Origin of the sequence: Myroides albus, from assembly GCF_024722315.1 — a bacterium.
GTDB classification, from domain to species: Bacteria; Bacteroidota; Bacteroidia; order Flavobacteriales; family Flavobacteriaceae; genus Flavobacterium; species Flavobacterium album_A.
Map to the genome: position 1 here is coordinate 3,271,784 of NZ_CP102754.1, position 23,184 is coordinate 3,294,967.

22 protein-coding genes are annotated in these 23,184 nt (G+C 35.0%); 19 read left to right on the plus strand and 3 right to left on the minus strand.

Annotated features, from left to right (window positions below; genetic code table 11):
- Positions 1-417 carry a hypothetical protein gene (locus tag NWE55_RS14510; RefSeq protein ID WP_155092235.1) on the minus strand — a complete coding sequence of 139 codons (417 nt, stop codon included), beginning with the start codon at positions 415-417 and terminating at the stop codon, positions 1-3.
- Between the two features lie 289 nt (positions 418-706).
- Here NWE55_RS14510 and NWE55_RS14515 point away from each other — a divergent pair, with 289 nt between their 5' ends.
- The 10 genes from NWE55_RS14515 (at position 707) to NWE55_RS14560 (ending at position 9,099) form a co-directional block, all read left to right on the plus strand.
- The gene (locus NWE55_RS14515) at positions 707-1,267 is read left to right on the plus strand and encodes a hypothetical protein (RefSeq protein WP_258204327.1); all 561 of its coding nucleotides are present in this window, start codon (positions 707-709) and stop codon (positions 1,265-1,267) included.
- A gap of 23 nt (positions 1,268-1,290) precedes the next feature.
- The gene (locus tag NWE55_RS14520) at positions 1,291-1,590 is read left to right on the plus strand and encodes a transposase (protein WP_240142878.1); all 300 of its coding nucleotides are present in this window, start codon (positions 1,291-1,293) and stop codon (positions 1,588-1,590) included.
- A gap of 5 nt (positions 1,591-1,595) precedes the next feature.
- Complete coding sequence (locus tag NWE55_RS14525; RefSeq protein WP_258204062.1) at positions 1,596-2,462, plus strand: IS3 family transposase; 867 nt, start codon at positions 1,596-1,598, stop codon at positions 2,460-2,462.
- A gap of 4 nt (positions 2,463-2,466) precedes the next feature.
- Positions 2,467-3,426, plus strand: a complete 960-nt coding sequence (locus NWE55_RS14530; RefSeq protein ID WP_258204328.1) for a hypothetical protein — start codon at positions 2,467-2,469, stop codon at positions 3,424-3,426.
- Between the two features lie 244 nt (positions 3,427-3,670).
- Positions 3,671-4,186, plus strand: a complete 516-nt coding sequence (locus NWE55_RS14535) for a hypothetical protein (RefSeq protein WP_155092237.1) — start codon at positions 3,671-3,673, stop codon at positions 4,184-4,186.
- 9 nt (positions 4,187-4,195) lie between these two features.
- Complete coding sequence (locus tag NWE55_RS14540; protein ID WP_155092238.1) at positions 4,196-4,777, plus strand: DUF4303 domain-containing protein; 582 nt, start codon at positions 4,196-4,198, stop codon at positions 4,775-4,777.
- A gap of 28 nt (positions 4,778-4,805) precedes the next feature.
- The gene (locus tag NWE55_RS14545; RefSeq protein WP_155092239.1) at positions 4,806-5,567 is read left to right on the plus strand and encodes a hypothetical protein; all 762 of its coding nucleotides are present in this window, start codon (positions 4,806-4,808) and stop codon (positions 5,565-5,567) included.
- Positions 5,568-5,605: 38 nt separating this feature from the next.
- Entirely contained in the window at positions 5,606-6,196 is a 591-nt protein-coding gene (locus NWE55_RS14550) for a hypothetical protein (protein WP_155092240.1), read from the plus strand.
- Between the two features lie 12 nt (positions 6,197-6,208).
- A complete protein-coding gene (locus NWE55_RS14555; protein WP_258204329.1) occupies positions 6,209-8,467 on the plus strand; it encodes a sensor histidine kinase in 2,259 nt (752 codons plus the stop codon).
- 2 nt (positions 8,468-8,469) lie between these two features.
- Complete coding sequence (locus NWE55_RS14560) at positions 8,470-9,099, plus strand: response regulator transcription factor (protein ID WP_258204330.1); 630 nt, start codon at positions 8,470-8,472, stop codon at positions 9,097-9,099.
- Positions 9,100-9,220: 121 nt separating this feature from the next.
- On the opposite strand, the gene NWE55_RS14565 is transcribed toward NWE55_RS14560, so the two are convergent.
- Positions 9,221-9,793, minus strand: a complete 573-nt coding sequence (locus NWE55_RS14565) for a hypothetical protein (RefSeq protein ID WP_258204331.1) — start codon at positions 9,791-9,793, stop codon at positions 9,221-9,223.
- A gap of 369 nt (positions 9,794-10,162) precedes the next feature.
- Here NWE55_RS14565 and NWE55_RS14570 point away from each other — a divergent pair, with 369 nt between their 5' ends.
- The 7 genes from NWE55_RS14570 to NWE55_RS14600 all read left to right on the plus strand — a co-directional run bounded on the left by NWE55_RS14570 (position 10,163) and on the right by NWE55_RS14600 (position 19,620).
- Positions 10,163-11,308, plus strand: coding sequence for an efflux RND transporter periplasmic adaptor subunit (locus tag NWE55_RS14570; protein ID WP_155092244.1), 1,146 nt, complete (start codon positions 10,163-10,165; stop codon positions 11,306-11,308).
- A 38-nt stretch (positions 11,309-11,346) separates the two neighbouring features.
- Positions 11,347-14,502: an efflux RND transporter permease subunit gene (locus NWE55_RS14575; protein ID WP_258204332.1), complete on the plus strand. Its 3,156-nt coding sequence runs from the start codon at positions 11,347-11,349 to the stop codon at positions 14,500-14,502.
- Between the two features lie 33 nt (positions 14,503-14,535).
- A complete protein-coding gene (locus NWE55_RS14580) occupies positions 14,536-15,933 on the plus strand; it encodes an efflux transporter outer membrane subunit (protein ID WP_258204333.1) in 1,398 nt (465 codons plus the stop codon).
- A gap of 178 nt (positions 15,934-16,111) precedes the next feature.
- The gene (locus NWE55_RS14585) at positions 16,112-17,143 is read left to right on the plus strand and encodes an efflux RND transporter periplasmic adaptor subunit (protein ID WP_258204334.1); all 1,032 of its coding nucleotides are present in this window, start codon (positions 16,112-16,114) and stop codon (positions 17,141-17,143) included.
- A 136-nt stretch (positions 17,144-17,279) separates the two neighbouring features.
- Positions 17,280-18,314, plus strand: a complete 1,035-nt coding sequence (locus tag NWE55_RS14590) for a threonine aldolase family protein (protein ID WP_258204335.1) — start codon at positions 17,280-17,282, stop codon at positions 18,312-18,314.
- Between the two features lie 112 nt (positions 18,315-18,426).
- Positions 18,427-18,612 carry a hypothetical protein gene (locus tag NWE55_RS14595; protein WP_258204336.1) on the plus strand — a complete coding sequence of 62 codons (186 nt, stop codon included), beginning with the start codon at positions 18,427-18,429 and terminating at the stop codon, positions 18,610-18,612.
- A gap of 30 nt (positions 18,613-18,642) precedes the next feature.
- Positions 18,643-19,620, plus strand: a complete 978-nt coding sequence (locus tag NWE55_RS14600; RefSeq protein ID WP_258204337.1) for a tetratricopeptide repeat protein — start codon at positions 18,643-18,645, stop codon at positions 19,618-19,620.
- An 81-nt stretch (positions 19,621-19,701) separates the two neighbouring features.
- Here NWE55_RS14600 and NWE55_RS14605 read toward each other — a convergent pair whose 3' ends face one another.
- Positions 19,702-20,802 carry an enoyl-CoA hydratase/isomerase family protein gene (locus NWE55_RS14605; protein ID WP_258204338.1) on the minus strand — a complete coding sequence of 367 codons (1,101 nt, stop codon included), beginning with the start codon at positions 20,800-20,802 and terminating at the stop codon, positions 19,702-19,704.
- Between the two features lie 235 nt (positions 20,803-21,037).
- Here NWE55_RS14605 and NWE55_RS14610 point away from each other — a divergent pair, with 235 nt between their 5' ends.
- Entirely contained in the window at positions 21,038-22,417 is a 1,380-nt protein-coding gene (locus NWE55_RS14610; protein ID WP_258204339.1) for an MFS transporter, read from the plus strand.
- A 195-nt stretch (positions 22,418-22,612) separates the two neighbouring features.
- On the plus strand, positions 22,613-23,167 hold the full coding sequence (locus tag NWE55_RS14615) for a hypothetical protein (protein WP_155092252.1): 555 nt from the start codon (positions 22,613-22,615) through the stop codon (positions 23,165-23,167).
- Positions 23,168-23,184 lie beyond the last annotated feature (17 nt).

A 23,184-nucleotide genomic window follows, 5' to 3' on the forward strand; every position in this document is an offset into this window, starting at 1 on the left:
TTAATTTATTTGTTGCCAAGTAGTGATCTGCTCATCCCATATATTGATAAGCAACTTATATTCTTGTTTAGAATCATATTTCCAAACTTGCCCTTGTGATCCATTAAAAACGATATCTTTGGGTGTTCCTAAAGCAACTTTAAGTAGTATTATAGGCATACCTTTATAAATTTGTCCGTTGAATGCACTCTCAACCCAATCAACAGGATAGTATTTAGTCAATTCATCTTTTAATAATTGATTATTGCTTAAGTAATTCTGTTTTGCTTTGAGTATTTTATTTTCTAAAGACTCTATTTTCTTAGCACTATTTCTTTTTTGTTTAGTATCTAAAAAGTACAAATAGATGAAATAAATTAAGACTATTAATAGTCCTATATAGAAAAGAGGTTCTTCAGGTTTTACTGCTTTCTCCATGATATATTTGCTAATAACATTTGCAAAATTACATTAATTTATCAAAAAGACTATTTTTGTTTAGTTGTATGCAGTAATTCAATCCTTAAATTAGTTTAAATATTTATGTTTTTATTAAGCTTTTTTAGACCATACCTACTGACTATATGAATCTTAGTTTAATACTAAAGTTGTTTGTTTTAGAAAATAACAGAACTATTAAATATTAAAAACCTCCCCACTAATAGGGATTATCTCCTTCTACTTATCTCTTTAATATTGTTACTTACCAAATACAAAAATGTAAAGTATGAAACTAGCAGTGTTAAGTACCCTTTTGATATTGATCTCTATCATAACTTATGCTCAAGTAAGAAAAGACAAATCCTCTTTCAATATGCCTGAAGTAGAACCTACTCAACTTATTGCGTTTTTAACTAAGCAAAATGACTTTATTTATGTAGATAGGGATAGTTTAAAGCCTATTAATGGGATAAAGTATAAAAGTGCGTCTATGTATACTTCGACAGGTTATGCGATGGTTATAAATAATAAGGGAGCTTTTGTTGTTATAGATACCAATGGAAAAGAAGTACTTGAAGTAGGAGAGAGTGAGATAGAGATAGAAGTTGTAAATGGATTGACACTCTATAAGAAAAGTAGAGAATACCAGAGAAAGATGCCTATCTGGAATTGGGAGTGGAATATCTTAGGAGGAGCTATTAAAAAAGAACAAACCTATCATAGCATTGAGATTGGGGTGATTGAAACCAAGCAGGTCTTACTGCAAAAACAAGTCCCTTATTTAGAAGATAGTTACACTCTAAATCCAGTGGCTGGACTTGGTAACTTAGCCTGGACATTAAGTTAAGCATAAAAACTTATCTTTGAATTATGAAAAGAATTAGAAAGGCCTACGATGCTGCATTTAAGCAGCAAGCCGTTGAACTGGCTAAGGAAAGAACAAACAAATCAGAATTGGCTCGTGAGCTTGGAATCAGACCTACATTATTGTATAAATGGTGTAAAGAAGCTCAAGAGTTAGGCGATGCTAGTTTTCCAGGCAATGGGAAACAAAAACTTACTCCAGAACAAGCAAGAATTAAAGAGTTAGAGAAGAAGTTAGCAGCTGTCGAATTAGAGCATGAAATATTAAAAAAAGCAATCGGCATTTTCTCAAAGACCGGCAAATGATTTACATGTTCATATTTGATCATGAACATGAATTTCCGATTGGGATTATGTGTAAGGTTTTAGAGGTAAGTAGAAGTGGTTATTATCATTGGAAACGGTCTCCTGTTAATAAAAGACAACAAGCCAAAGCAAATCTAAAACGTGTTATTACAGAAGTTTATCTAGAATTTAAACAGCGTTATGGCAGTCCTCGTCTTACAATAGAACTCAATGCACGAGGATATAAGATATCAAAACCTACCGTTGCTAAGTATATGAAAGAGTTAGGATTACGTAGTAAAGTAGCTCGACGATATAGAATAACCACAGACTCTGAACACAATTATTTAGTGGTTGATAATATTTTAGATAGACAATTTAAACAAACTGAACCAGGGAAAGCCTGGGTGTCTGACATTACTTATATCGCTGTTAAAGAAGGGTTTATTTACCTAACTACAATAATAGATTTATATGATAGAAAGGTTATTGGATGGAGTTTGAGTAAAGATATGTCAACAGAAAACACCACCTTAGCAGCCTTTAAAATGGCTAAAAAGAACAGAGCTTTTGAAGAAGGACTAATTTTCCATTCTGACCAAGGAGTACAATATGCAAACTACAAATTTGCCAACTACCTGAAGTCATTTAAGGTTGTTAGAAGTATGAGTAGAAAAGCAAATTGTTGGGATAATGCCGTAGCGGAAAGCTTCTTTAAATCCTTAAAAGTGGAGATGGTTTATGGAAATTTACAACTAAGTACAAAGAAAATGGAGTCTAAAGTCTTTGAATATATCGAAATGTGGTATAATAAAAGACGCAGACACTCCTACTTAAACTACCAGACAATCAACGAATTTAATCAAATAATAAATAGTAATAAAGCTGCTTAACTAATTGTCCAGATTTCGTTTGGATATCCAGGCAGTAGATGATGAGCATATTTATTGGAACAAGACACTTTATGTAGTTAAGAATCAATACTTAAAGAAAAAGGATGTTGATGTGATAACAACCTTAGACAATAAGCGATTTATAAAGGGATTTAAAGACTCTTTTTCTATTTATGATGTACAGCAGAAGGAAGCAATACATCAAGACTTAGAAGGTGTTAATACGTTTAGTATAAAGTATGGTAATGAAGACCTTATACTGGATCAGTTGATGCAAGAACGCTTTGAGCCTATTGTACCAAAGTTGTTAAAGGATGTTACTACTGGGAGTGTCTATCCATATCCTCAGTATGACAAGGCTTTTCCTAAAGAGATTAAAACAGCAACGCCTGAGCAAGCAGCCTTTATAAAGAATGCCTCTTTGATTTATTCTATTGCTAATTCTCCTTATTTTTTAATAGGTGTTTTTAACTATGATCACGATATTTGGGCTTATGATTGGCTTTATCTAGATATACATGGTCAGGTGGTAGAACAGTTTGATTTGGATAGTTTTAAGGTGTCAGATCAAATAGGCAGGCTTGTATGGCCTTCTAAAGAAATGGTTATACCTTATCAGAAAGTTACCTCTGTAAAGTATTATACAGGTAGTGATGAATTGTATCTTGTCAACATAGAGGGCAAAGAAGGTGATAGTGAGTATGGGGTCTGGGATAGAAAAGCTCAACTATGGAGTATAGAACCAGAGTATACTTCTATACTTGCTTTGGATATTTCGAAAGGTATTTATGCCTTGCAGAAAGAGGAAAACTATACACTCTATGACAGTAAAAAGCAAGAGAAGCTAGGTGTGAAGGCTTATCAATACATTCGTTCAGACGGTTTAGTTCAAGTAAAACTTGAAGATAAAACAGTAAGTTATTATATCGATATTTATACTGGTAGAGCGTATTTAGAACAATAAAGAGATGAAAGAGAATACTCAGCTAGTTAGTGAGGCTGACTAACTGAAATTAATAGCTGTGAATGGTAAAGAGTATAGAGTAGATGTACTGGATTATCAAAGCAATAGGTTTATATCTAAGTTCTCTTTATTATTAATAAAGATGCCTTGTTACTTCATACATATTGTAGTAAAATTAGAAAACCACTACTATCAGTGAGACGTTTTTAAGACAAGAAGCAGTACTTTTAACCAAAATATAGCAATGAAATACCTTATGATTTTAGTGTCAATATTTGCTTTGTTTGGCTGTCAGACTAAGGCTCAAACACTGGAAATAACAACTATACATATTGAGCCAAAACGAGTAACTCAACAAGTACCCGATAGGGGTAAACAACATACTTATACCACTTATCAGGAGGTTACAAAGAGATCTGTACCTGCTGTTTCTTTAGTGTCTAAAGAGGATAATGTATTGCGATTTAGCATACAAGGAAATATTAGTTCTAGAGGGTTACAGATTCGCAAAGTTTCTAAGATACGCTTTGAACAAGCAGAGCAATTAGGCAATGGTATAACGCTTAAGTACTATGTAAATATTAAACACATACCTGGTAAAGAAGGAGCTACTATAGCAGGTTACAATTATAGCAAGGAAGAGAAATATAAGATACCTCATGATGTAAAAGTAATCCATATAGAAGTATATGAAGAACATCCAAATCAAGAACCTAAGTTAATTGCAAAGAATAAGTTTGACTTTTTTGCGAAGATATAAATTATAGAAATGAATATAGATTTTAAGGCATTAGCTATCCAAATAGAAGCAGCTACACGTAAGGCTTTTCAAGAAATAGTAACGGTTCATGGTAGCGAAGATATCTATGGTTTCGCTCTATATAGTGATGAGGGAGCGATGACGGTTTGTCCTTCTACCAACACGCAAGATTATTTAGAGACCAAGCCAAAACAAGATTATGTGTACTATAAGTATGAACCGGCTGAGTGGTGTTATGAAGGAGATGGAGCAGATGAAGATTTCTCGGCTATCTGTAATACACTTTACAATGCTCTGGAAGGTGACTTTTGGGCTGAAGAAGAAGATTTTAAAGAAGAGGAATACGAAGAAATAGATGATGAAGAGTTTGAGGCATTTCAACAAACACTATATCAGACTTGTATTGCTGTTTTGGTCAAGTTAAAACAAGAAGAATTCTTTAAGCAGATAGTTGGAAAAGACATCTTTTTGATGTTTTCTGTAACAGATTATGAGTATGATCGTCAAGAATTAGAGGAGATGATCATTACTTTAAATGACAATCCTTATCAACAAGAATATCTAGACTGGATGAAAACTTGGCGCAAATAGAATAACAAATAAAAAGTAGAGTATATAAATGAACCCATTAATAAAAATATTCCCTGAATACGAAGAGGTATTTTATGATGATATAGAAAATCACAAGAAGTATTTCTTGCCGATCTGTTCTTTTAATTTAAAACTAATAGATACCACTAAAGATACGTGGTTGCACATCGTGTCTGTCAAAGAGATTTATGATGGCCGTGTAGGAGAAGATACAACAGATTATCACACCACATTTACTAAAGCAGATATGTTTGGTTTTGATGTAATAGATGGTAAATATAAGTTTGATGCTGATTGGAACTACTTCTCAGTAGATACTGTAATAACAGCAGAAGATTATGCCCAAGACTATTCGGGATTAGAGATAGAATACAATAAGAACGAGACCATCTATCAGCTTAAAAAAGCGTATTATCAAAAGTATGGTAAGTTATGTGATAAAGATTATGATCGTCCAGGCTTACACGTAGAAGACATCCGCAGTTTAGAGCGTATGCGTCAACTTACGGTAGAGGATATGGATAATGGAAAACATTCAGATTACTATATAGAGCGTTTAGAACGGAAGATTTACGGTCTTTTCGAAGAGTTAAATACAGCAGGCCTTCCTTTAGAAGACTGTAAATACGGCGGAGAAAACATAACAGAAAAGCCTTGTCACAATGGTGAAGTACTGCCTCACATCGCTACGATAGAAGGATATGACTTTCAACAGAGTGCTGCTGATATGTTATTCTTATTCTATGACCCAACTATAAATAAAGCGGTGATTTGCTTAGAATATACCTAAAACTAAAATAATAAGCTGTTGTGCTAAAGTAATAATAAATGAATATAGAACAATTAAAAGAGAAAGCGCAGACTTTGATTAGAGAAGCACACCTTTTTGTGAAAGCAATAACAGGTGATGAGCCAGCCGCTTATGTTAATGAAGAAGAAAGTATTAGCTTTATAGTCAAATGTATGAATCAATGGATGGCTTTAATAGAGAAGGATGAGGTATTCTCGTTTGACCCCATTGATATCCAATTAATAGATTTAACGAAATACACAGCTCTAACGACTAAAACTCAACAAATATACCCAAACTTCGAGCATCTAATGCATTTTGGAGATGTTGAAGTTCAGCAGTGGATTAAAGATAATGATTGTAATAGCAATGATCTATCTGATTTACAATCTATCTATAACGACAATTATATAGACTTATGGATGCAGAGCCATCCGATGTATAATAATGAGGAAGTATATGGATATGCAGAAGGCTGGGCTATGATCTGGCCAGAAGAAGATACTCCAATGCAATGGGATGAAAACTTAACGTTTAAATATCAGATAGGATTACAGTATGAACCTTTTATAGATATTTATTTCAATAAGAAACAGAATAAATATATTTGCATTGAGCGTAACACCTAATCCCTTTATTTTTTGAAGATATTTCGAATCCTTATTGTGTCTGTAAGGCCTTATTTAATTGGTATCGCGGTTGTAGTAGTGTGTACATTATCTACGTCGTCTGCGTACGCACAGTCCTTACAATATTGGGAGAAACAATATAAGGCAATTCAAGACAAAAATAAAGCACAGAGCAACATCGTTATCTCTTATCTATCTGCTCTTTATGCCAATAAAGAGTTTGAACAGGCAGAACGTGTGCTTACCCGAAGTATCGATACAGCATTAAAAAGCGAAAACTATAGTGATGTCAGTATTCTGTACTGCATTCAGGCGATGAATTTGCGCATTATGGAGAATACTATAGGAGCAGAGAAGAGTCTTGACTTAGCTAAGCAGTACAGTATAAAAGCAAATGATGCTGAGACTAAGGGATACCTAGCGTATAGCGAGGGATGGTTAAGTAGTCGTAATGGTTATCATGAGAAGGCTGTAGAGTACATCATTACAGCGATCAAGCACTACGAATCAGCACCTAACTCAAATACGCTGAACAAGAGAAAGTCTGTTGCTAATAGCGAGCTAAGCGTTATCTATAACCGTTTAGGTGAAGAGGAGTTGAATGAAAAATATGCCAAGGCTTCTCTAAGCTACGCTTTATTACAACACGAGCCGCAGACTAAGTTTTCGGCTTTTATGCAAATGGGTAATTTATATGATCGATTGTATAGTACTCATCCTGATCATGTGAATTATAGAGATTTATCGGAGCGCTACTTTTTACAGTCCATAGATATCTTTAATCAGAATAAAGAGGTCATGTATAATCTCTCTGATTTGTCTTTTGCCAATAATAACTTAGCTAGTTTATACCTGTATTCTTTTCCTGACACCTATCGCTGTAAAGCTTTAGAATATGCTAAAAAGGCTAATGCTATTGCACTAAAAACACAGCGGGCAGATCACATAGCATCATCTTATGGGATTATATCCTCTGTTTATTTAGCTGAGGGGGATGCTAAGAGAGCTATTTCTTACTTGTTAGAAGCAAAACAAGCTCTAGAAAAATCAAGTATCGCAGATCGCAATATAGAATTAAATATATATGAATCTCTTGTAGAGATATACGCAGAGTACGGCAATTATAAAGAGGCTTTTCACTATCAACAGGAGTACTTGGAGTTATTCAAGAAGTTGTATAACCAAGACAAATTAGAAATAGTAAGAAAGTTAGAAGCTCAGTTTGACAAGGAGAGACAACAACAAAGGTTGGTCAAACTTCAATATGAATCAGAGAAGAACAAACAACAGATTGCGCTAATGCACGTTTTAGCTCAGCAGAGAGAGCAGCTGTTGAGCAATCTAAAGTTGATAGAGGAGAATCAACGTAGCAGGCTGAAGTTCTCTGAGCTAGAAGCACAGAAGAATGCTCAACAGCTACGTCTATCACAGTTAGAAACAGAACAAAAGAATAAAGATTTATTGACATATAAGAGTATTGTGGCTTATAAGGATAAGCTCAACACTTTTTATGTAGCTTCTATGATATTCTTTATAGTAGTGGTTGTTCTATTATTATATGCCTATAGACAACGTCTAAAGACTATGAAACAGAGAGATACACTACATCACTTAGCCATCGAGAAGGAAAAACAGAACTCTAAAATATCTACTTTAACAGCTCTTTTACAAGGGCAAGAACAAGAGAGAGGGCGTTTGGCTCGTGATTTACACGATGGTTTGGGAGGACTACTCTCAGGTACCAAATTACACCTTACACAATTATATAAGAAAGTAGGTGAGTCAGCACAAGAGGGATTGAATAAGTCTGTGGAGCAAATAGATGCTGCAGTCACAGAGCTGCGCAAAGTAGCGCATAATCTGATGCCTGATCTATTAGTTAATTACGGACTCAAAGAAGCGCTAGACGAATTTGGCATTCGTATGTCTAATGAGACTTTAGATATTCATATCGAATTTCTGAGCTATACGAGTTTTCTATCCCAAGACAAACAATTGTTGGTCTATCGCATTATACAAGAGTTAGTAAACAACGCTATTAAGCATGCAGAGGCCTCTCAGATTATTATTCAATTGGTAGAAGAAGAACACGAAATTATTGTCACAGTTGAAGATGACGGAAAAGGCTTTGATACTAATAAATTAGATTTGAAGAAGTCAGCTGGTTTTCACAATATACAATCGCGCATACAGTTTATGAAAGGGACACTAGCTGTGCACTCAGAAGAAAATATAGGAACAAGTGTAGAATTTAAATTTCCTAAAAAGTAATTATGATAAAAGTAGCTATTACAGATGATCATCCTTTGTTATTAGAAGGATTAAAGAATATATTGAGCAACCAAGTAGAAATAGAGGTAGTCGCATGTTTTTCGGATAAAGAAAGTATGATGCAGGGGCTGCTAACTATAAACACTGATATCATACTATTAGATATCAATTTAGCAGATATTAATACCCTAGAATTAATAAAACCGCTTAAACAGAAATTTCCACACATAGAGATTATCATGTTAAGTGTACACAACGAATATGCTGTTATCAATAGTAGCTTAGCAGAAGGAGCCAAGGGATATATTCAGAAGAATGCTTCAGTAGAAGAAATAATCCACGGTATACAGGCTGTACACACAGGTCAGAAGTATTTGTGTTCTCAGTCCACTATTGTATTGGATAAGAAAGAAGAAGTGGGTTTAAAACAAATCCCAAAACTGACTCGTCGTGAGAAAGAGATCTTAATAGAGGCTGCATTAGGTCTAACAACCAATCAAATAGCAGAGAAGTTATTTATAAGTCACCATACGGTAGAGAGTCACCGCAAAAACTTAATCGAGAAGTTTCAAACTTCTAATTTGAGTACTGCTATTAAAATGGCAATAGAGTATAATTTGATTAAAAATTAGGCTTGTAAAGTTACCATGTATGAATATGGCAATACATGTTCACAGTGGATTAATATAGAGCTGATTATATAACAAAAGCCAGATTCATTTGAATCTGGCTTTTTAGTAATCTATCATTTTCTTACTTAAATTTTAATGCTGCGTGATATAAAATGATCGCCTCTGTAAGGTTGTACTGTTCATCATATACAGGAGAATAGAAATATACATATACTGTATCTTTAAATTTAGATAAGGGAACTGTTTCATAACTGGATAAGTTATTGAGTACTTCTATTGTTCTTTGTCCCACCCATTCTTCTGCATTTCCTTTAGGAGCACTATCAAAGCGGTGTTCTATAGCGTTCTTATAAAACCAATAGGTAGGCACTTCATCCGAAATGATTAATTCTTTATTGGGATTGTGGTTCTCATCAGCAATGGCAAATGAATTAAACCAAGGCACTTCTAAGTCTGCTTCTCCTATAGCAGAGCGGTATAAACCTCTATCATAAGTAGCACCTATTAAGAATCCCTCAATGTTATTAGAAGTAATTTCAAATGCAAATGCATCACTTTTTAGGTTGATGATACCATTGTCCATTGGAATTACTTTTCCCTTCTGGATTACCTCTACCTGTAGATTTTCTTCTTGAGCCCAACTGCTTATTTGTACGAAAAACAGCAATAGTATGCTCAGACCAATTCTTTTCATAATTTTTTTCTTTGTGAACTTTGTTATTGCAAAGATAAGATAGTTAAAGTATTAAAGTAGTCGCTGTAATTGGTGATATTTCAGCGATTGGGGGTTAGCGGATTGAATACGATTTCAGGTTTGATAAATTCAATGAGTGATAGCTCTTCTCTTTTTGTAAAATACAGACTTGGTAGATTGTTTAGTTCATAACTTCATCGGCTCTATAGCTTTCATTCTTAGTAATTTATTTACCCAATAGAATTCCCAATAAAATTCAGATTAGCGACTTCATTTTACGTTTCAGTCGTTAATTTTTACGTTTCAAATTAATATCTCAAAAAACTGCATAGTTATTGTAGACTTTTGTACTTGTAAAAAAGATAAATAATGAGAAAAATTTATAGAACCGTAAAGTTTTTGATTATTGGAGGATTGTTACTTGGGACAACATTATTAACTGTAAGTTGTAATAAACAAGCTGATGCAGGTGGATTTGATATGACACCTGAGGTTAAGACGACATTGATTAAAAAACAGGATGCTACTGTTGTTCAAAAGTACACAGCAGCATTGGAAGGTAAAGTTAATGTTGAGGTTAGAGCTCAAGCAGCTGGATATATAGAGAAAATATTAGTTGAAGAAGGATCATTTGTCAAAAAAGGACAAGCTTTAATCTTGATAGATTCAGAGCCATATCGCATTCAACTACAAAATACAGAAGCTACATTGAAAGCGGCAAAAGCAGCTTTAGTTACGGCGGAGTTAGAGCGCAATAAAGTAGCTTCATTACTTGAGAATTCATTTGTATCACCTATACAACTTCAATCGGCTGATGCAGCTTTAGATAATGCAAAAGCAGTTGTAAGTCAGGCACAAGCAGCTGTTAACGAGGCAAGATTAAATTTAAGTTATACGACAGTAAAGGCTCCTGTAGATGGTTTTCTTGGAAGAATCAATAAGCGTGTAGGGAACCTTGTAGCAGCAGGAGAGCCATTGCCGCTAACTACACTTTCAGATATCTCTCAAATGTATGCTTACTTTTCAATTGGTGAGGCTGATTACTATGATCTGATTAAAGAGAATGGAAGTGCGGAGAATGTATTGAAGATTCCAGTTGAATTAGAATTATCCAATGGGGATAAATATGGTCAAAATGGTAAAGTAGATGTAATCAATGGGGAGTTTGACAAAGTAACAAATGCTTTGACTGTTCGCGCTACGTTTCCAAATCCAGACCGTGTACTACGCAATGGGGCAACGGGAATTGTTTACTTGAATGTAGTTCATAAAGATGCAATTCAAGTGCCTATTTCAGCGACTATTGATTTGCAAGAAAAAGTGTTTGTGTTTGTACTAACAAAAGAGAATACAGTAGAGCAACGACAATTAAAAATTCTAGGTAGAGATTTACATACGTACTTTGTTGAGAGTGGTGTAGAAGCAGGAGAAGTAATTGCTGCAACGGCAGTAGATAAATTACAAGATGGTGCGGCAGTAAAAGTATTAGAGCAACAACAAACTGCGTCTAATTAATACTGTCAATAGAATTATAAATTAGAATTAAGAAGATTATGCTTAAAAAGATAATACATAGACCTGTTTTAGCAACTGTAATCTCTGTTATCCTGGTAATTCTTGGAGGGGTTGGATTAATGCAGTTACCTATTGCACAGTTCCCGGATATTGCACCACCAAGTGTAACGGTAATGGCAAATTACCCAGGAGGTAACTCTGAAACAGTTTTAAAATCGGTAATTACTCCATTAGAGGAGGTAATTAACGGGGTAGAGAATATGACTCATATCGAGTCGACAGCCAGTAACGATGGTACTGCAGCGATTAATGTTTACTTTACTTTAGAAACAGACCCTGACCAGGCAGCAGTAAACGTGCAAAACCGCGTTGCTCAAGTAATGGGTATTTTACCGGAGGAAGTTGTAAAAGCTGGGGTAATTACTCAAAAGGAACAAAGAGGAATGATTATGGTTGTGGATCTTATTAGTGAAGATGCGGAACTATATGATGAAACATTCGTGCAGAACTATGCACGTATTAACCTTGTACGTGCTTTAAAGCGTATTAAAGGGGTTGGTAACGTTCAGACTTTTGGGGAAAAAGAATATGCTATGCGCGTGTGGCTTGATCCACATAAAATGGCTAATAGAGGTTTGACACCTGATAATGTAGCAGCTGCTATTGCAAGTCAAAGTAAGGAGGTTGCCGCTGGTAACCTTGGACAAAATGCAGGAGGTTCTGTTCAATATACGTTAACCTATCCAGGGAAATACAATACACCAGAGCAATTTGAAAAGATTGTTATTCAAGCAGATGAAAGTGGAAATGTACTTTATCTAAAAGATATTGCACGTATTGAGTTTGGTTCTATTTCATACGATGAGGAAACGGCAATTAATGGATTACCTGCAACAACTTTAGCGGTATTTCAAACTAAAGGATCAAACGCGAACCAAATTCAAGAGGAAGTATATAAAGTGTTAGATGAGTTAACACCACAATTGCCAAAAGGATTGCGATATAATGTAACTTTTGCCAATAAAACACAATTAGATGAATCTATTAATCAAGTTAAGACTACTTTAATTGAGGCTTTTATCTTGGTGTTTATTATCGTATATATTTTCTTACAAGATTTTCGTTCTACACTTATTCCGGCAATTGCGGTACCAGTATCCCTGATAGGAACATTCTTTTTCTTAAACCTTCTTGGTTTCTCGATTAATATGTTGACACTGTTTGCTCTGGTACTGGCCATAGGTATTGTTGTGGATGATGCCATTGTAGTGGTGGAAGCCGTCCACAGTACAATGGAGCACGAAGGGCTTGATGCCAAAGCGGCTACGACAAAGGCAATGAGTGAAATTACAGGAGCTATTATTTCAATTACGCTTGTAATGTCTGCGGTATTCTTCCCTGTAGGTTTCATGGAAGGTGCAGTGGGGTTATTCTACCAGCAGTTTGCATTCACCTTGGCGATAGCTATTTTGATCTCTGCTGTTAATGCCTTGACTTTGAGTCCAGCCTTGTGTGCGTTATTGTTAAAGAATCAACACCACAATTTGGAACATGCTCCAGAGCAAAACAAACAAGGATTCAAGACGCGTTTCTTCCGTTCTTTTAACGCTGGGTTTACAGCGATGACTAATAAGTATATCAATGGAGTATCGTTCTTTATCAGAAATAAGGTTGTTAGTATAGGTATTCTAATGGGTTCAATCGTACTGACTGTATTTTTAATGAATACTACACCAAAGGGATTTATTCCAAATGAGGACCAAGGTTTTGCCATGTTTGCATTATCTCTTCCTCCAGGTTCAAGTATTGATAGAACGAAGAAGACCTTAGAAGAAGGAGTAGAAGTTATACGTCAGAACCCTGCTATTGAAACAGTGACGAGTATTTCTGGATTTAATATCTTGGGGAATGCTGCCAGTCCAGCTTATGCAATGGGATTCATTAAGTTTAAAGAGCGTACACAGCGCGGTGAAGAACAAGATATCAATAAACTTCTTGAAATTATCAACGGTAGTTTAACGACTATTAAGGAAGGAGATTTCTTTGTTTTTGCTATTCCGACAGTACCTGGATTTGGTGATTTCGATGGATTAGAACTTGTAGTTCAAGATAGACGAGGAGGAAGCATTCCAGAATTTGCGGAAGTTGTGAATCAGTTTAATGCAGATTTAAGTGCAACAGAAGAGGTCGCAGCTGCCTTCACGATGTTTAAAGCAGACTTCCCTCAGTACACTATTCAAGTTGATCCTATTAAGGCAAAGATGTATGGTGTAGAAGTAGGAGATTTACTCAATACAATACAATTGTTCTATGGTAGTGCTCAAGTAAATGACTTTAACCGTTTTGGAAAACAGTTTAAGGTATTTATGCAAGGAGATGCGATGTTTAGAGCAGATGAGCAATCATTTAAAACATTGTTTTTACACGGAAAAGACGGTAAGATGATCCCGTTAAGTTCGTTTGCTAAGTTGGAAAAAACGTATGGACCACAAGCTATTAGCCGACATAATCTATTCAATGCGATTAGTGTCAATGGTATTGTAGCTCCTGGTATTAGTACAGGACAAGCAATGGCAAAAGTAGAGCAAGTAGCGGCAGAGAAATTACCAGCAGGTTATGGTATTGAATGGAAGGGATTGAGTAAAGAAGAAAAAGAATCTGGAGGACAAATGGTATTTATATTCGCTTTGTCAATCTTATTTGTGTATTTCATTCTTGCGGCTCAGTATGAGAGTTATATTCTACCATTAGCAGTGTTGTTATCCTTGCCAGTTGGTATAATTGGAGTATTCTTAGCAATTGGCTTTGTCGGAATTTCCAATAATATTTATGTACAGGTAGGACTTATCATGTTAATCGGACTTCTGGCCAAGAACGCGATTCTAATTGTAGAATTTGCTGTACAACGTCGCGGATTAGGATACTCAATTGTTGATTCAGCTATAGAAGCAGCTCGTTTGCGTCTAAGACCAATCTTAATGACTTCATTTGCCTTTGTTGCAGGTTTAGTACCCTTAATGTTTGTTCAAGGACCATCAGCAGAAGGTAACCACTCTATCAGTGTGGGTACAGCAGGAGGAATGGTTTTAGGTGTGGTATTGGGTATTTTTATTATTCCAGTATTATACGTTCTCTTCCAGTACTTACAGGAAAAGATATCAGGTCCAAGATTTGTTGAAGATCAAGAAGCATAAGCCGTGATAGGCAAGTATAAAAACGATATTCAAATGAAAAAAATTGTATATATATTGATTGGTTCGAGTTTACTTACAGCATGTAAAGTAGGTAAGAACTATGAAAGACCAACAGTTGAAGTTCCAGAGCAGTTTTCAAAAGAAACTGCTCAAAATACCGATACGATTGCAAATAAGTTAGCAAAAGTCTCTTGGCAGGAGTATTTTCAAAATGAAGAATTAGACTTCTTGATTCAAACTGCTTTAGAGAGAAATGCAGATTTGCAGATTGCTATTAAGAATATTGAGCAAACAAGGTTGTTGTACACACAATCGAAGTTAGCTTTGTTACCAGAATTAACGGCTAATGTAGCAGCCAGTAGAATGGAATCTTCAAAGAATAGTCAGCTTGCAGCAAGTGGAGCTGATCGTGTAAATGATGACTTTAATGCCAGTTTGAATTTGTCATGGGAACTTGATGTTTGGGGAAAAATACGCAGAGAGAAAGAGGCGGCATTAGCTTCTCTATTGCAAACAGAGGAGGTAAAGCGAGCAATCGAGAATAACTTAGTATCTGAAGTCACTACAGCTTACATTAACCTTTTGATGTTAGATGAGCAGCTAAAGATTGCACAAGAAGGAGTTGGATTGCGAGAGAGTACTTACCTTTTGACAAAGAAAATGTTTGAAGTAGGTAATGAAACAATTCTTGCCGTACAACAAGCAGAAGCGCAATGGATTGAATCGAAGGAATTAATTCCGTCAATCGAGCAAGAAATAGCACTACAAGAAAATGGATTGAATTTACTTTTGAATAACTATCCACAGGCGATTGCAAGAACCAAAACTTTAAAGGATCTGAACTTTGCGACTGATCTCAACAAAGGAGTACCTGTGGATTTTTTAAGTAATCGTCCAGATATTCAAATTGCCGAATATCAACTTAAAGCGATGAATGCGAAAGTTGGAGCTGCTCAAGGTCAGATGTATCCAAGCCTTACGATTACTGCTCAAGGTGGATTAAATAGTTTTGAAGCATCGGATTGGTTCAAAACTCCTGCTTCTTTGTTTGGTATGGTAGCAGGTGGTTTAGTTCAACCGCTTTTCAATCAAAAGAAATTGAGAACTGCTTATCAAGTAGCAGTAGTGGAAAGAGAAAAGGCAGCTATTGCATTCAAAAATGCTGTAATCACAGGTTATACAGATGTGCAAAACACATTGGTTAAAATAGATAAGTTAGAGAATAAAGAAGCGCTTATGAATAAGCGTGTAGAAGTATTAAACACTTCTCTAACAAATACTAAATATATGTTCGAAATTGACAAAGCTTCTTATTTAGAAGTTATTAATGCTCAATCCTTAGCATTACAAGCAAACTTAAATTACGCTGAATTAAAGCGTAACTATTTAGTTTCTTTGGTAGAATTATACCGTGCGATGGGAGGCCATTAATAAGTTATTTTTGGATTTTTTTGATTGGGGAAAAGACCAGGGGAAACCCTGGTTTTTTTATGGACAAATGCCTGAGCCAAATTGTTTTTATTAAAAATAAAAAACACTTCATTATATTTGTACTCTTTTAGATAAAGATTTGATTTATAAGATAAACATGAAGAAACAGCAATACATAATGACAATAATTACTGTCATTTTTCTTATAGGAGTTGGTATTTATGGTCATAAAACCAAGCATGTTGGCGAGACAGACACAACTGCTATTGCTGAAGAAACGGCTGTTTTACATACAGCAGATAAGACCTTTTCAAATTCTTTTGAAGCTGATATTACTGTAGGGGCTAAAACAACTATACAATCTAAGTTTAGAGGGTCCATAATTAAAGTACTTGTCAAGAATAAACAGTTTGTAAAGAAAGGGCAATTGCTATTTGAGATTGAAAGAGAATCCTCTACAAGTCGATTAGAGAAAGCTACAAGTCGAATAGACGAGTTAGAAGAAGAACTCAAACTTGTCAATGAAAGAGTTGAGAAAGGTGACTTTGTCGATGATGCACAGCGAGTTAATTTTAATTCCAGAAGAGATATTTTGACTCAGGCTATCACACTTGCCAAACAAGCATTGGATTCTGTCGAGTTGCAAAATGAGGCATTACTTGAGAATGTCTATGCTCCTTATGACGGAGTAGTTGATATGATATCTGTAGCTTTAGGAGGAGAGGTAGCTAAAGGGCATATCTTGACCTATATTTTGCCGTATACACTTACTGCTAAGCTCAACCGTGATGATATGGAGAGTTTTAAGCCTACCAAAACAAGTTATATTAGCAAGCAATTATCGATTAAGTATGGTGGATCAACTTATCAAGTAAAAGACGCTGATTTAGCAAGTAAGTTAGAAGTTGAGGAAAGTGAAGATACAGAAAGTATTTCTATACCTATTCCTACCTCGTTAGAAGGCTTTTACCTTAAGGAAGAAAAAGTCGAAGGGATTATTACCCTTGTGTACAAAGAGGTCGTTGAAGTTCCTATACAAGCTATTGTTGAGCAAGATAACCAAAAGTACGTTTGGGTAAAAGGTAAACAAGGCGATTATGAAAAATTAAAAGTGAGTGTGATTAGAAAGGTGAATGAAAACTATCTCGTTCACGGTAAATTAGATGATAAAACAATTTTACTCACTCCTGCTGTTCTGGATAAGAAGTAAGATTAAGATATATTAGTTCGAAAAGTAAGGTAGTATGGCCTTACTTTTTTTTATATAATATTGTGACTTGTTTGATTAAATAGGCCTTATATTAGCTGTATCTATAGGCTTATAGCCGGTAAAATATTTAACAGCTATGTACAGTTTTAAAAATGATTATGCGGAGGGATGTCATCCAAAGATTCTCGAGCGATTGGTACAAACTAATTTAACGCAGGAACATGGGTATGGAGAGGATAGTTTCACACTTCAAGCAAAGAAGTTATTAAGAGAACAAACGAATTTACCCCAAGCAGAGATATACTTTCTCTCGGGAGGTACACAGACTAATTTACTTGTTATCTCGAGTGTTTTGCTGAATCATCAAGCAGTGATTAGCGCACAAACAGGACATATTTATGCAAACGAAACAGGTGCAATTGAAGCAACTGGACACAAAGTTGTCCCTGTTCAAACGAATACAGGTAAACTGACTGCCGCTGCTATAGAGCAGACTCTAAAGCAGTTTTCACTTAGACCCCATGTGGTTGAGCCCAAAGTAGTTTACATATCAAATTCGACTGAGACTGGTTCTATTTATACCAAATCTGAACTCGAAGAACTATCTGTGTGTTGTCGTCACCATGGTATCTATTTGTTCATGGATGGTGCGCGTTTAGGACATGCTTTAACAGCAGAGAATAACGATTTAACTTTGGCAGATGTGGCAAGCTTGGTTGATGTATTTTATATTGGAGCTACTAAAAATGGAGCACTCTTAGGAGAGGCAGTCGTTTTTAGCAATGCTACTCTGGCTGAATATTTCGATTACAACTTAAAACAAAAAGGAGCGCTATTAGCCAAAGGTAGGTTAATTGGAATACAGTTTATGGAACTGTTTACAGATTCGCTATACTTTACACTTGCTGCGCATGCTAACTCGATGGCATACCGCTTAAAAGAGGCCATTGGCAACAAAGGATATTCTTTCGCAGGTGATTCGACAACGAATCAGCTTTTTCCAATTCTTCCCAAGAAGTTAATCAGTGTCTTACAACGCGATTTTGATTTTTACATTTGGCAAGAAGTTGATGAGGAATTAGCAGTTGTTCGATTGATTACTTCTTGGGCTACAACACAAGAAGCTGTAAACCAATTTATTGCAGTATTGAATGCTTTTGATAGTATATAACTTAATTGTTTGTTAAAAAAGTAGTGGTTTGTGATTTGATTTATACTAAAGTGTATGCCAAATAGTTATAAGATGTAAGTATTCACCTAACTATTTTTAATAAACACGGACTATGATTAAATTATTTCATATTGTGATGATTTATTTATCTACACAATTAGGTCAGTATATACTGACTGATTCCACTAAAGAGTTCAGTAATTTAAGTACTAATTATCATTCATTAGACGCATTAATTGAAGTTGATATAGATGCCATGATGGAAACTATGGTATATAAATTGGCAGAGGTTAATTAAGTAGAACCTTATAATTGTAAAATTCTCCTTATGTTATTAAATACAAAAAAACGACTTACAGCTTTGTGTTTTTTCTCTATGATGAGCTTGTATGCTCAAGAGTCTATTATGACTGTAAAGGCTAAAGCGGGTGACTTATTCAATCAAGAGAGATATCAAGAAGCTTTGCCTTTATTTCAAGACTTATTGGTGCGTACAAAGTCAAAAGATTACAATTTTGAGATCGCACGGGTCTATGCTAAGTTAGGTGATAAAGAAAAAGCGATGCTTTACCTCAATGCCTATACAAGTGCTAAGGCAGTAGATGCTAAGCTAATTGAGTTTATTGAATTTATTCCAGATTTCGAAAGTTTGCATCAACTTGACGAGTGGAAATTATTTGTCCAAAATTTAAAAGAACAAGATATCAAGAAGAACAGTCCTTACGCGAGTATAATTAGTCAATTGGAAACAATCTTTGACCGCGATCAATCTATTCGTAAGCAATATAATCAAACCCAAAGTATTCACGGTAATTACAGCAATGAGCTCAAAGCCGTAAGTGATGAAATGAAAAAGATTGATCAAGCAAATTTACAAGAAGTGGAGGCTATTTTGGTAAAGCACGGATGGCTTGGTGCAGATCAGATCGGATATAAAGCGAATAAAACACTTTTTCTTGTGATTCAACACGCCGATTTAACTGTACAACAAAAGTATCAAACAATGATTGCTGACGCTTTAAAAAAGGGTAAGGTAGATGCCAAAGATTATGCGACAATGGCTGATAGAATAGCTATGTATGAAGGTCGAAAACAAATCTATGGAACGCAAGTTGTCAGTATAGAAAAGGGAGAAATCTTATTGTGGCCTATAGAGGATATTGGTAAAATTAATGAATTGAGAAAGCAAATGGGTATTACACAGACCATAGAGGAATATATGTCTACCATGCTTGGTCAGGAGTGGAATATTGATACTTATAAAGAACAACTACCACAAATTCTAAAACACTTGAATATTAAATAAGTAGCTCAAACAAGCACAAAATATATAAATCCCCTTTTGCAATATGTATACTACATACTGTAAAAGGGGATTTTAATTGGATTATTTTCCTAAATCCTTAAAAGGGTGTTCGTTTTCTAACCATAAAGGGGTAAAATAACTCTCTACCCATTCAGGAGAAACTTTATCTAATGAACTCGGCTGCCATTTTGGAGAAAGGTCTTTATCTATCAATAAAGCGCGGACTCCTTCTGGAAAGTCGGGATGTATACTGCATTGGCAAGATAGATTTAACTCTGATTTAAATGCTTGTTCTAAGGACTTACCATTGTTGTCTTTTATTTGTTTAAAAATGACAAAAGCAGAGCTTGGTGAGCCTGATTTGAATATTTGGTATCCAGCATTTACCCACGTATTGTCACAGGCGTGTTTTTGGATAAGATCACTGAAAGCTAAAGTATCTTTGACTGATTCAAATTCTCGAATGATAGATTCATTTTCTTGAGCTTGAGAAGTAGGGATGTCTTTAGACGAATGCTTTTGCAAAAGCAGATCAATATCCTCAGCAGGTGTGTTACTCCAAGAAAGTTGAGTCAAATCTTGCAATAGAGCCTGCTTGTGGGCAGCATCTATATGGTAATCAGCAAGGTTTAAGAATAAAGCATCTGCCCCGTCAAATCGCGTTCCCGTCATTCCAAGGTAAAGTCCATAGGCAGAAGGCATTTGATTTAAGAAATAAGATGCCCCCACATCAGGGTATAGACCGATGGTTATCTCAGGCATAGCCAGTTTACTTCTCTCTGTCACAATTCTATGTGAAGCTCCAGCCAGTAAACCTAATCCACCTCCCATTACAATACCATCTCCCCAAACTATAATTGGTTTTGCATAAGTGTGAATAGTATAATCCAGCAAGTACTCTTTCTCAAAAAAGTCTGCGCATTTTTGTGGTACTTGAGTAGGATCTATCTTTTGTTGTTCAATAATAGCTTCTCTCATCTGGCGGATATCTCCTCCAGCACAGAAAGCCTTCTCACCGCTACCTTGTAAAAATACACTTTTGATTGAGTCGTCCTGTTTCCACTTGTCGAGTAGTGCTAAGATACCTTCTACCATTTCTAAGGATAGGGAATTTAAGGTACGCTCTGAGTTTAGGGTTATAATGCCAATGTGATTCTTTATTTCGCTTAGTATAACATTCATAGTATTGTGGTTTTTAAAGTCAAAAGTTACATAAATTTTCTGCAATACAAGAAAACAGCCTGTTAATAGTCCCTTAATTAAAAGTAGAATGTACAGCTATATATTGCTTTAGCTTTCTGTTGCTTTAAATCGGTTAAGTAATTTATAAATAACCGTTAGGGTTATTTAAATGTCTTTTAACGTTGTAATGCTACTAAGTAGAATAGGGAAATTTACAAGATTAAAAAATAATGAAATGACGTTACGTAAAATTTTTAGCAACAAATGGTTTGCTCTATTTATCTTGTTAATGGCAACTATTTTATCGCCTTTAGACTTTTATATTGTTAACTTGGCCCTACCAGCTATTGGAAAATCATTAGAAGCAAACAATAGTCAACTGCAAATGATTATCTCTTTTTATACGTGTGCTTATGCCGTTTTTCAGATATCAGGAGCAAGGATAGGTGATATATTTGGCAAAAAGCGAGTGTTCTTATTTGGTTTACTGGGTTTTATACTGTCTTCTGTGGTATGTGGCTTAGCAATTAGTACTACTATGATGATTATAGGAAGGATATTGCAAGGAGTTTTTGGAGCTATTATGATTCCTCAAGTTTTGGCAATTCTTCACGTGATTTTCCAGGACAAACAAAAGACAAAAGTAATGGCATTGTACAGTTTTACATTTGGTCTTGCTGCTGCATTTGGTCAGTATTTAGGAGCCGTGTTGATACAGTGGAATCTATTTAACTTGGGATGGAGGATTATCTTTCTTATTAATCTTCCAATTGGTTTATTAGCTTTTATGGCAGGACTATTTACTCTTCCAAAATCAGAAATAAATCAAGGAGTTAGCTCTATTGATTCACTTGGTTCTATTGTTTTAGTTGTTGGATTAATTATAGGTATATATCCCTTAGTAACCTTGTCCAATACTGGTTTTACCCTTACTACTGCAATGTATTTTATTTTGTCTATTATGCTACTTGTTCTATTTGTTAAGCTCCAAAGAAAGCGCAAACAGCAAGAGAGGAGTGTTTTAATAGACTTGTCAGTTTTTAAGTACAGCAATTTGAAATATGGTATCATAGTCTGTTTCTTATATTATTGTAGTGGAGTTTTCTACTTAGCATTTGGTATTTACTTACAAGAAGAATTAGGGTGGGGCACAATAGAAGCAGGTAAAGCCATAATTCCCTTTGGTATAGGCTTTTTATGTTCATCCTTAGTTTCAAGTCACCTCAATACTTATTTTAAGAGCAAGGCGCTTATAATTGGTCTATGTACTTATGCATTGGGATTTGCTTTGATGTTGTTTAATCTCTATTGCTTTTCTTCTGTTTTACTGCGTATTTCTCTTTTGATTATAGGATGTGGAATGGGGCTAACTTTAGCTTCAGTTGTAAGATTAAGTTTGAAAGGTGTGCCTTCAGCCTTTGCAGGTTTAGCTTCTGGGTTGATTAATAGTGCTCTTCAAATAGGTTCAGCCTTTGGAGTAGCGGCCATAGGTAGTGTCTTTTTTATAGTAGCTCACAAAAGTGATTACTCACATGCTTTTGGTATCGTTCTGCTGGTTTTGACTATTGTACAACTTATTGCAATAGGATTTAGTATGCTAATCAAGGAGAAGTAAAGTGATTAAATATAAAAAAGTATATGATTTATAAAAATATTTTATTTGCTAACTATTTGATTTACAATTGTATTTATGTTTGTGTTATTTTTTTTTAAAAAAAAAGTTTGAATTGTGATGCAAGATTTTCAACATCATGGATTTATATAGTACAAGCTGAAAAGGAAAGTAGTTTGTAATAATAGTTCGTTAACTATGGTGTTAAGAAAAGTATTAATAAGTAAACTAACAATTGGGTTATTAAGTGTGCTGTTATTTAGTGCATTAGGATGCAGTACATCAGATACAAGTGATTTGACCATTATGGACCGAGTTTCAATAGAAAGTATTAATGGTCAATACGTTAGTTTACTTAATACTTTTCAAAATGAAGAAGTGAATTTTGAAATTAATGGAAATAGTATATTCTTTGATGCATTTCCGTTGTCCCCGATTATAGAATCCAATGAAGAATTAGTTGGGCTCAGTGGTTATACGAGTTTTAGCATGGAGTTTGATAAATGGTTAACAGAGAACCAAACAGGTATTGAAGTTATGCTAAGATCAAAAGATATAGAAGTTAATCAAAAAATAGTAGATGGTCGAGAAAAGAAATTAAGATTGTTGTTTGAACCAAAGGAAAAAGGGCTATACGTAGATTTAGGACACAAGTTAAAGTTTGAGTTAGAAGTCAAAAATATTGTTGTAGATAATAAAGTATTAGCTTTGTCAAAAACTATTGTGTATCATATAGATGCCCGTCGAAAGTAACTATAGATATAAAGAGA

Bases quoted from the DNA above. Each gene is read 5' to 3' on its own strand.
- NWE55_RS14550 (WP_155092240.1), top strand. From the start codon at position 5,606: ATGAATATAGAACAATTAAAAGAGAAAGCGCAGACTTTGATTAGAGAA.
- NWE55_RS14615 (WP_155092252.1), top strand. From the start codon at position 22,613: ATGGTGTTAAGAAAAGTATTAATAAGTAAACTAACAATTGGGTTATTA.
- NWE55_RS14600 (WP_258204337.1), top strand. From the start codon at position 18,643: ATGTTATTAAATACAAAAAAACGACTTACAGCTTTGTGTTTTTTCTCT.
- NWE55_RS14520 (WP_240142878.1), top strand. From the start codon at position 1,291: ATGAAAAGAATTAGAAAGGCCTACGATGCTGCATTTAAGCAGCAAGCC.
- NWE55_RS14590 (WP_258204335.1), top strand. From the start codon at position 17,280: ATGTACAGTTTTAAAAATGATTATGCGGAGGGATGTCATCCAAAGATT.
- NWE55_RS14565 (WP_258204331.1), bottom strand. From the start codon at position 9,793: ATGAAAAGAATTGGTCTGAGCATACTATTGCTGTTTTTCGTACAAATA.
- NWE55_RS14605 (WP_258204338.1), bottom strand. From the start codon at position 20,802: ATGAATGTTATACTAAGCGAAATAAAGAATCACATTGGCATTATAACC.
- NWE55_RS14560 (WP_258204330.1), top strand. From the start codon at position 8,470: ATGATAAAAGTAGCTATTACAGATGATCATCCTTTGTTATTAGAAGGA.
- NWE55_RS14570 (WP_155092244.1), top strand. From the start codon at position 10,163: ATGAGAAAAATTTATAGAACCGTAAAGTTTTTGATTATTGGAGGATTG.
- NWE55_RS14515 (WP_258204327.1), top strand. From the start codon at position 707: ATGAAACTAGCAGTGTTAAGTACCCTTTTGATATTGATCTCTATCATA.
- NWE55_RS14595 (WP_258204336.1), top strand. From the start codon at position 18,427: ATGATTAAATTATTTCATATTGTGATGATTTATTTATCTACACAATTA.
- NWE55_RS14535 (WP_155092237.1), top strand. From the start codon at position 3,671: ATGAAATACCTTATGATTTTAGTGTCAATATTTGCTTTGTTTGGCTGT.
- NWE55_RS14540 (WP_155092238.1), top strand. From the start codon at position 4,196: ATGAATATAGATTTTAAGGCATTAGCTATCCAAATAGAAGCAGCTACA.
- NWE55_RS14545 (WP_155092239.1), top strand. From the start codon at position 4,806: ATGAACCCATTAATAAAAATATTCCCTGAATACGAAGAGGTATTTTAT.
- NWE55_RS14510 (WP_155092235.1), bottom strand. From the start codon at position 417: ATGGAGAAAGCAGTAAAACCTGAAGAACCTCTTTTCTATATAGGACTA.
- NWE55_RS14575 (WP_258204332.1), top strand. From the start codon at position 11,347: ATGCTTAAAAAGATAATACATAGACCTGTTTTAGCAACTGTAATCTCT.
- NWE55_RS14580 (WP_258204333.1), top strand. From the start codon at position 14,536: ATGAAAAAAATTGTATATATATTGATTGGTTCGAGTTTACTTACAGCA.
- NWE55_RS14585 (WP_258204334.1), top strand. From the start codon at position 16,112: ATGACAATAATTACTGTCATTTTTCTTATAGGAGTTGGTATTTATGGT.
- NWE55_RS14525 (WP_258204062.1), top strand. From the start codon at position 1,596: ATGTTCATATTTGATCATGAACATGAATTTCCGATTGGGATTATGTGT.
- NWE55_RS14610 (WP_258204339.1), top strand. From the start codon at position 21,038: ATGACGTTACGTAAAATTTTTAGCAACAAATGGTTTGCTCTATTTATC.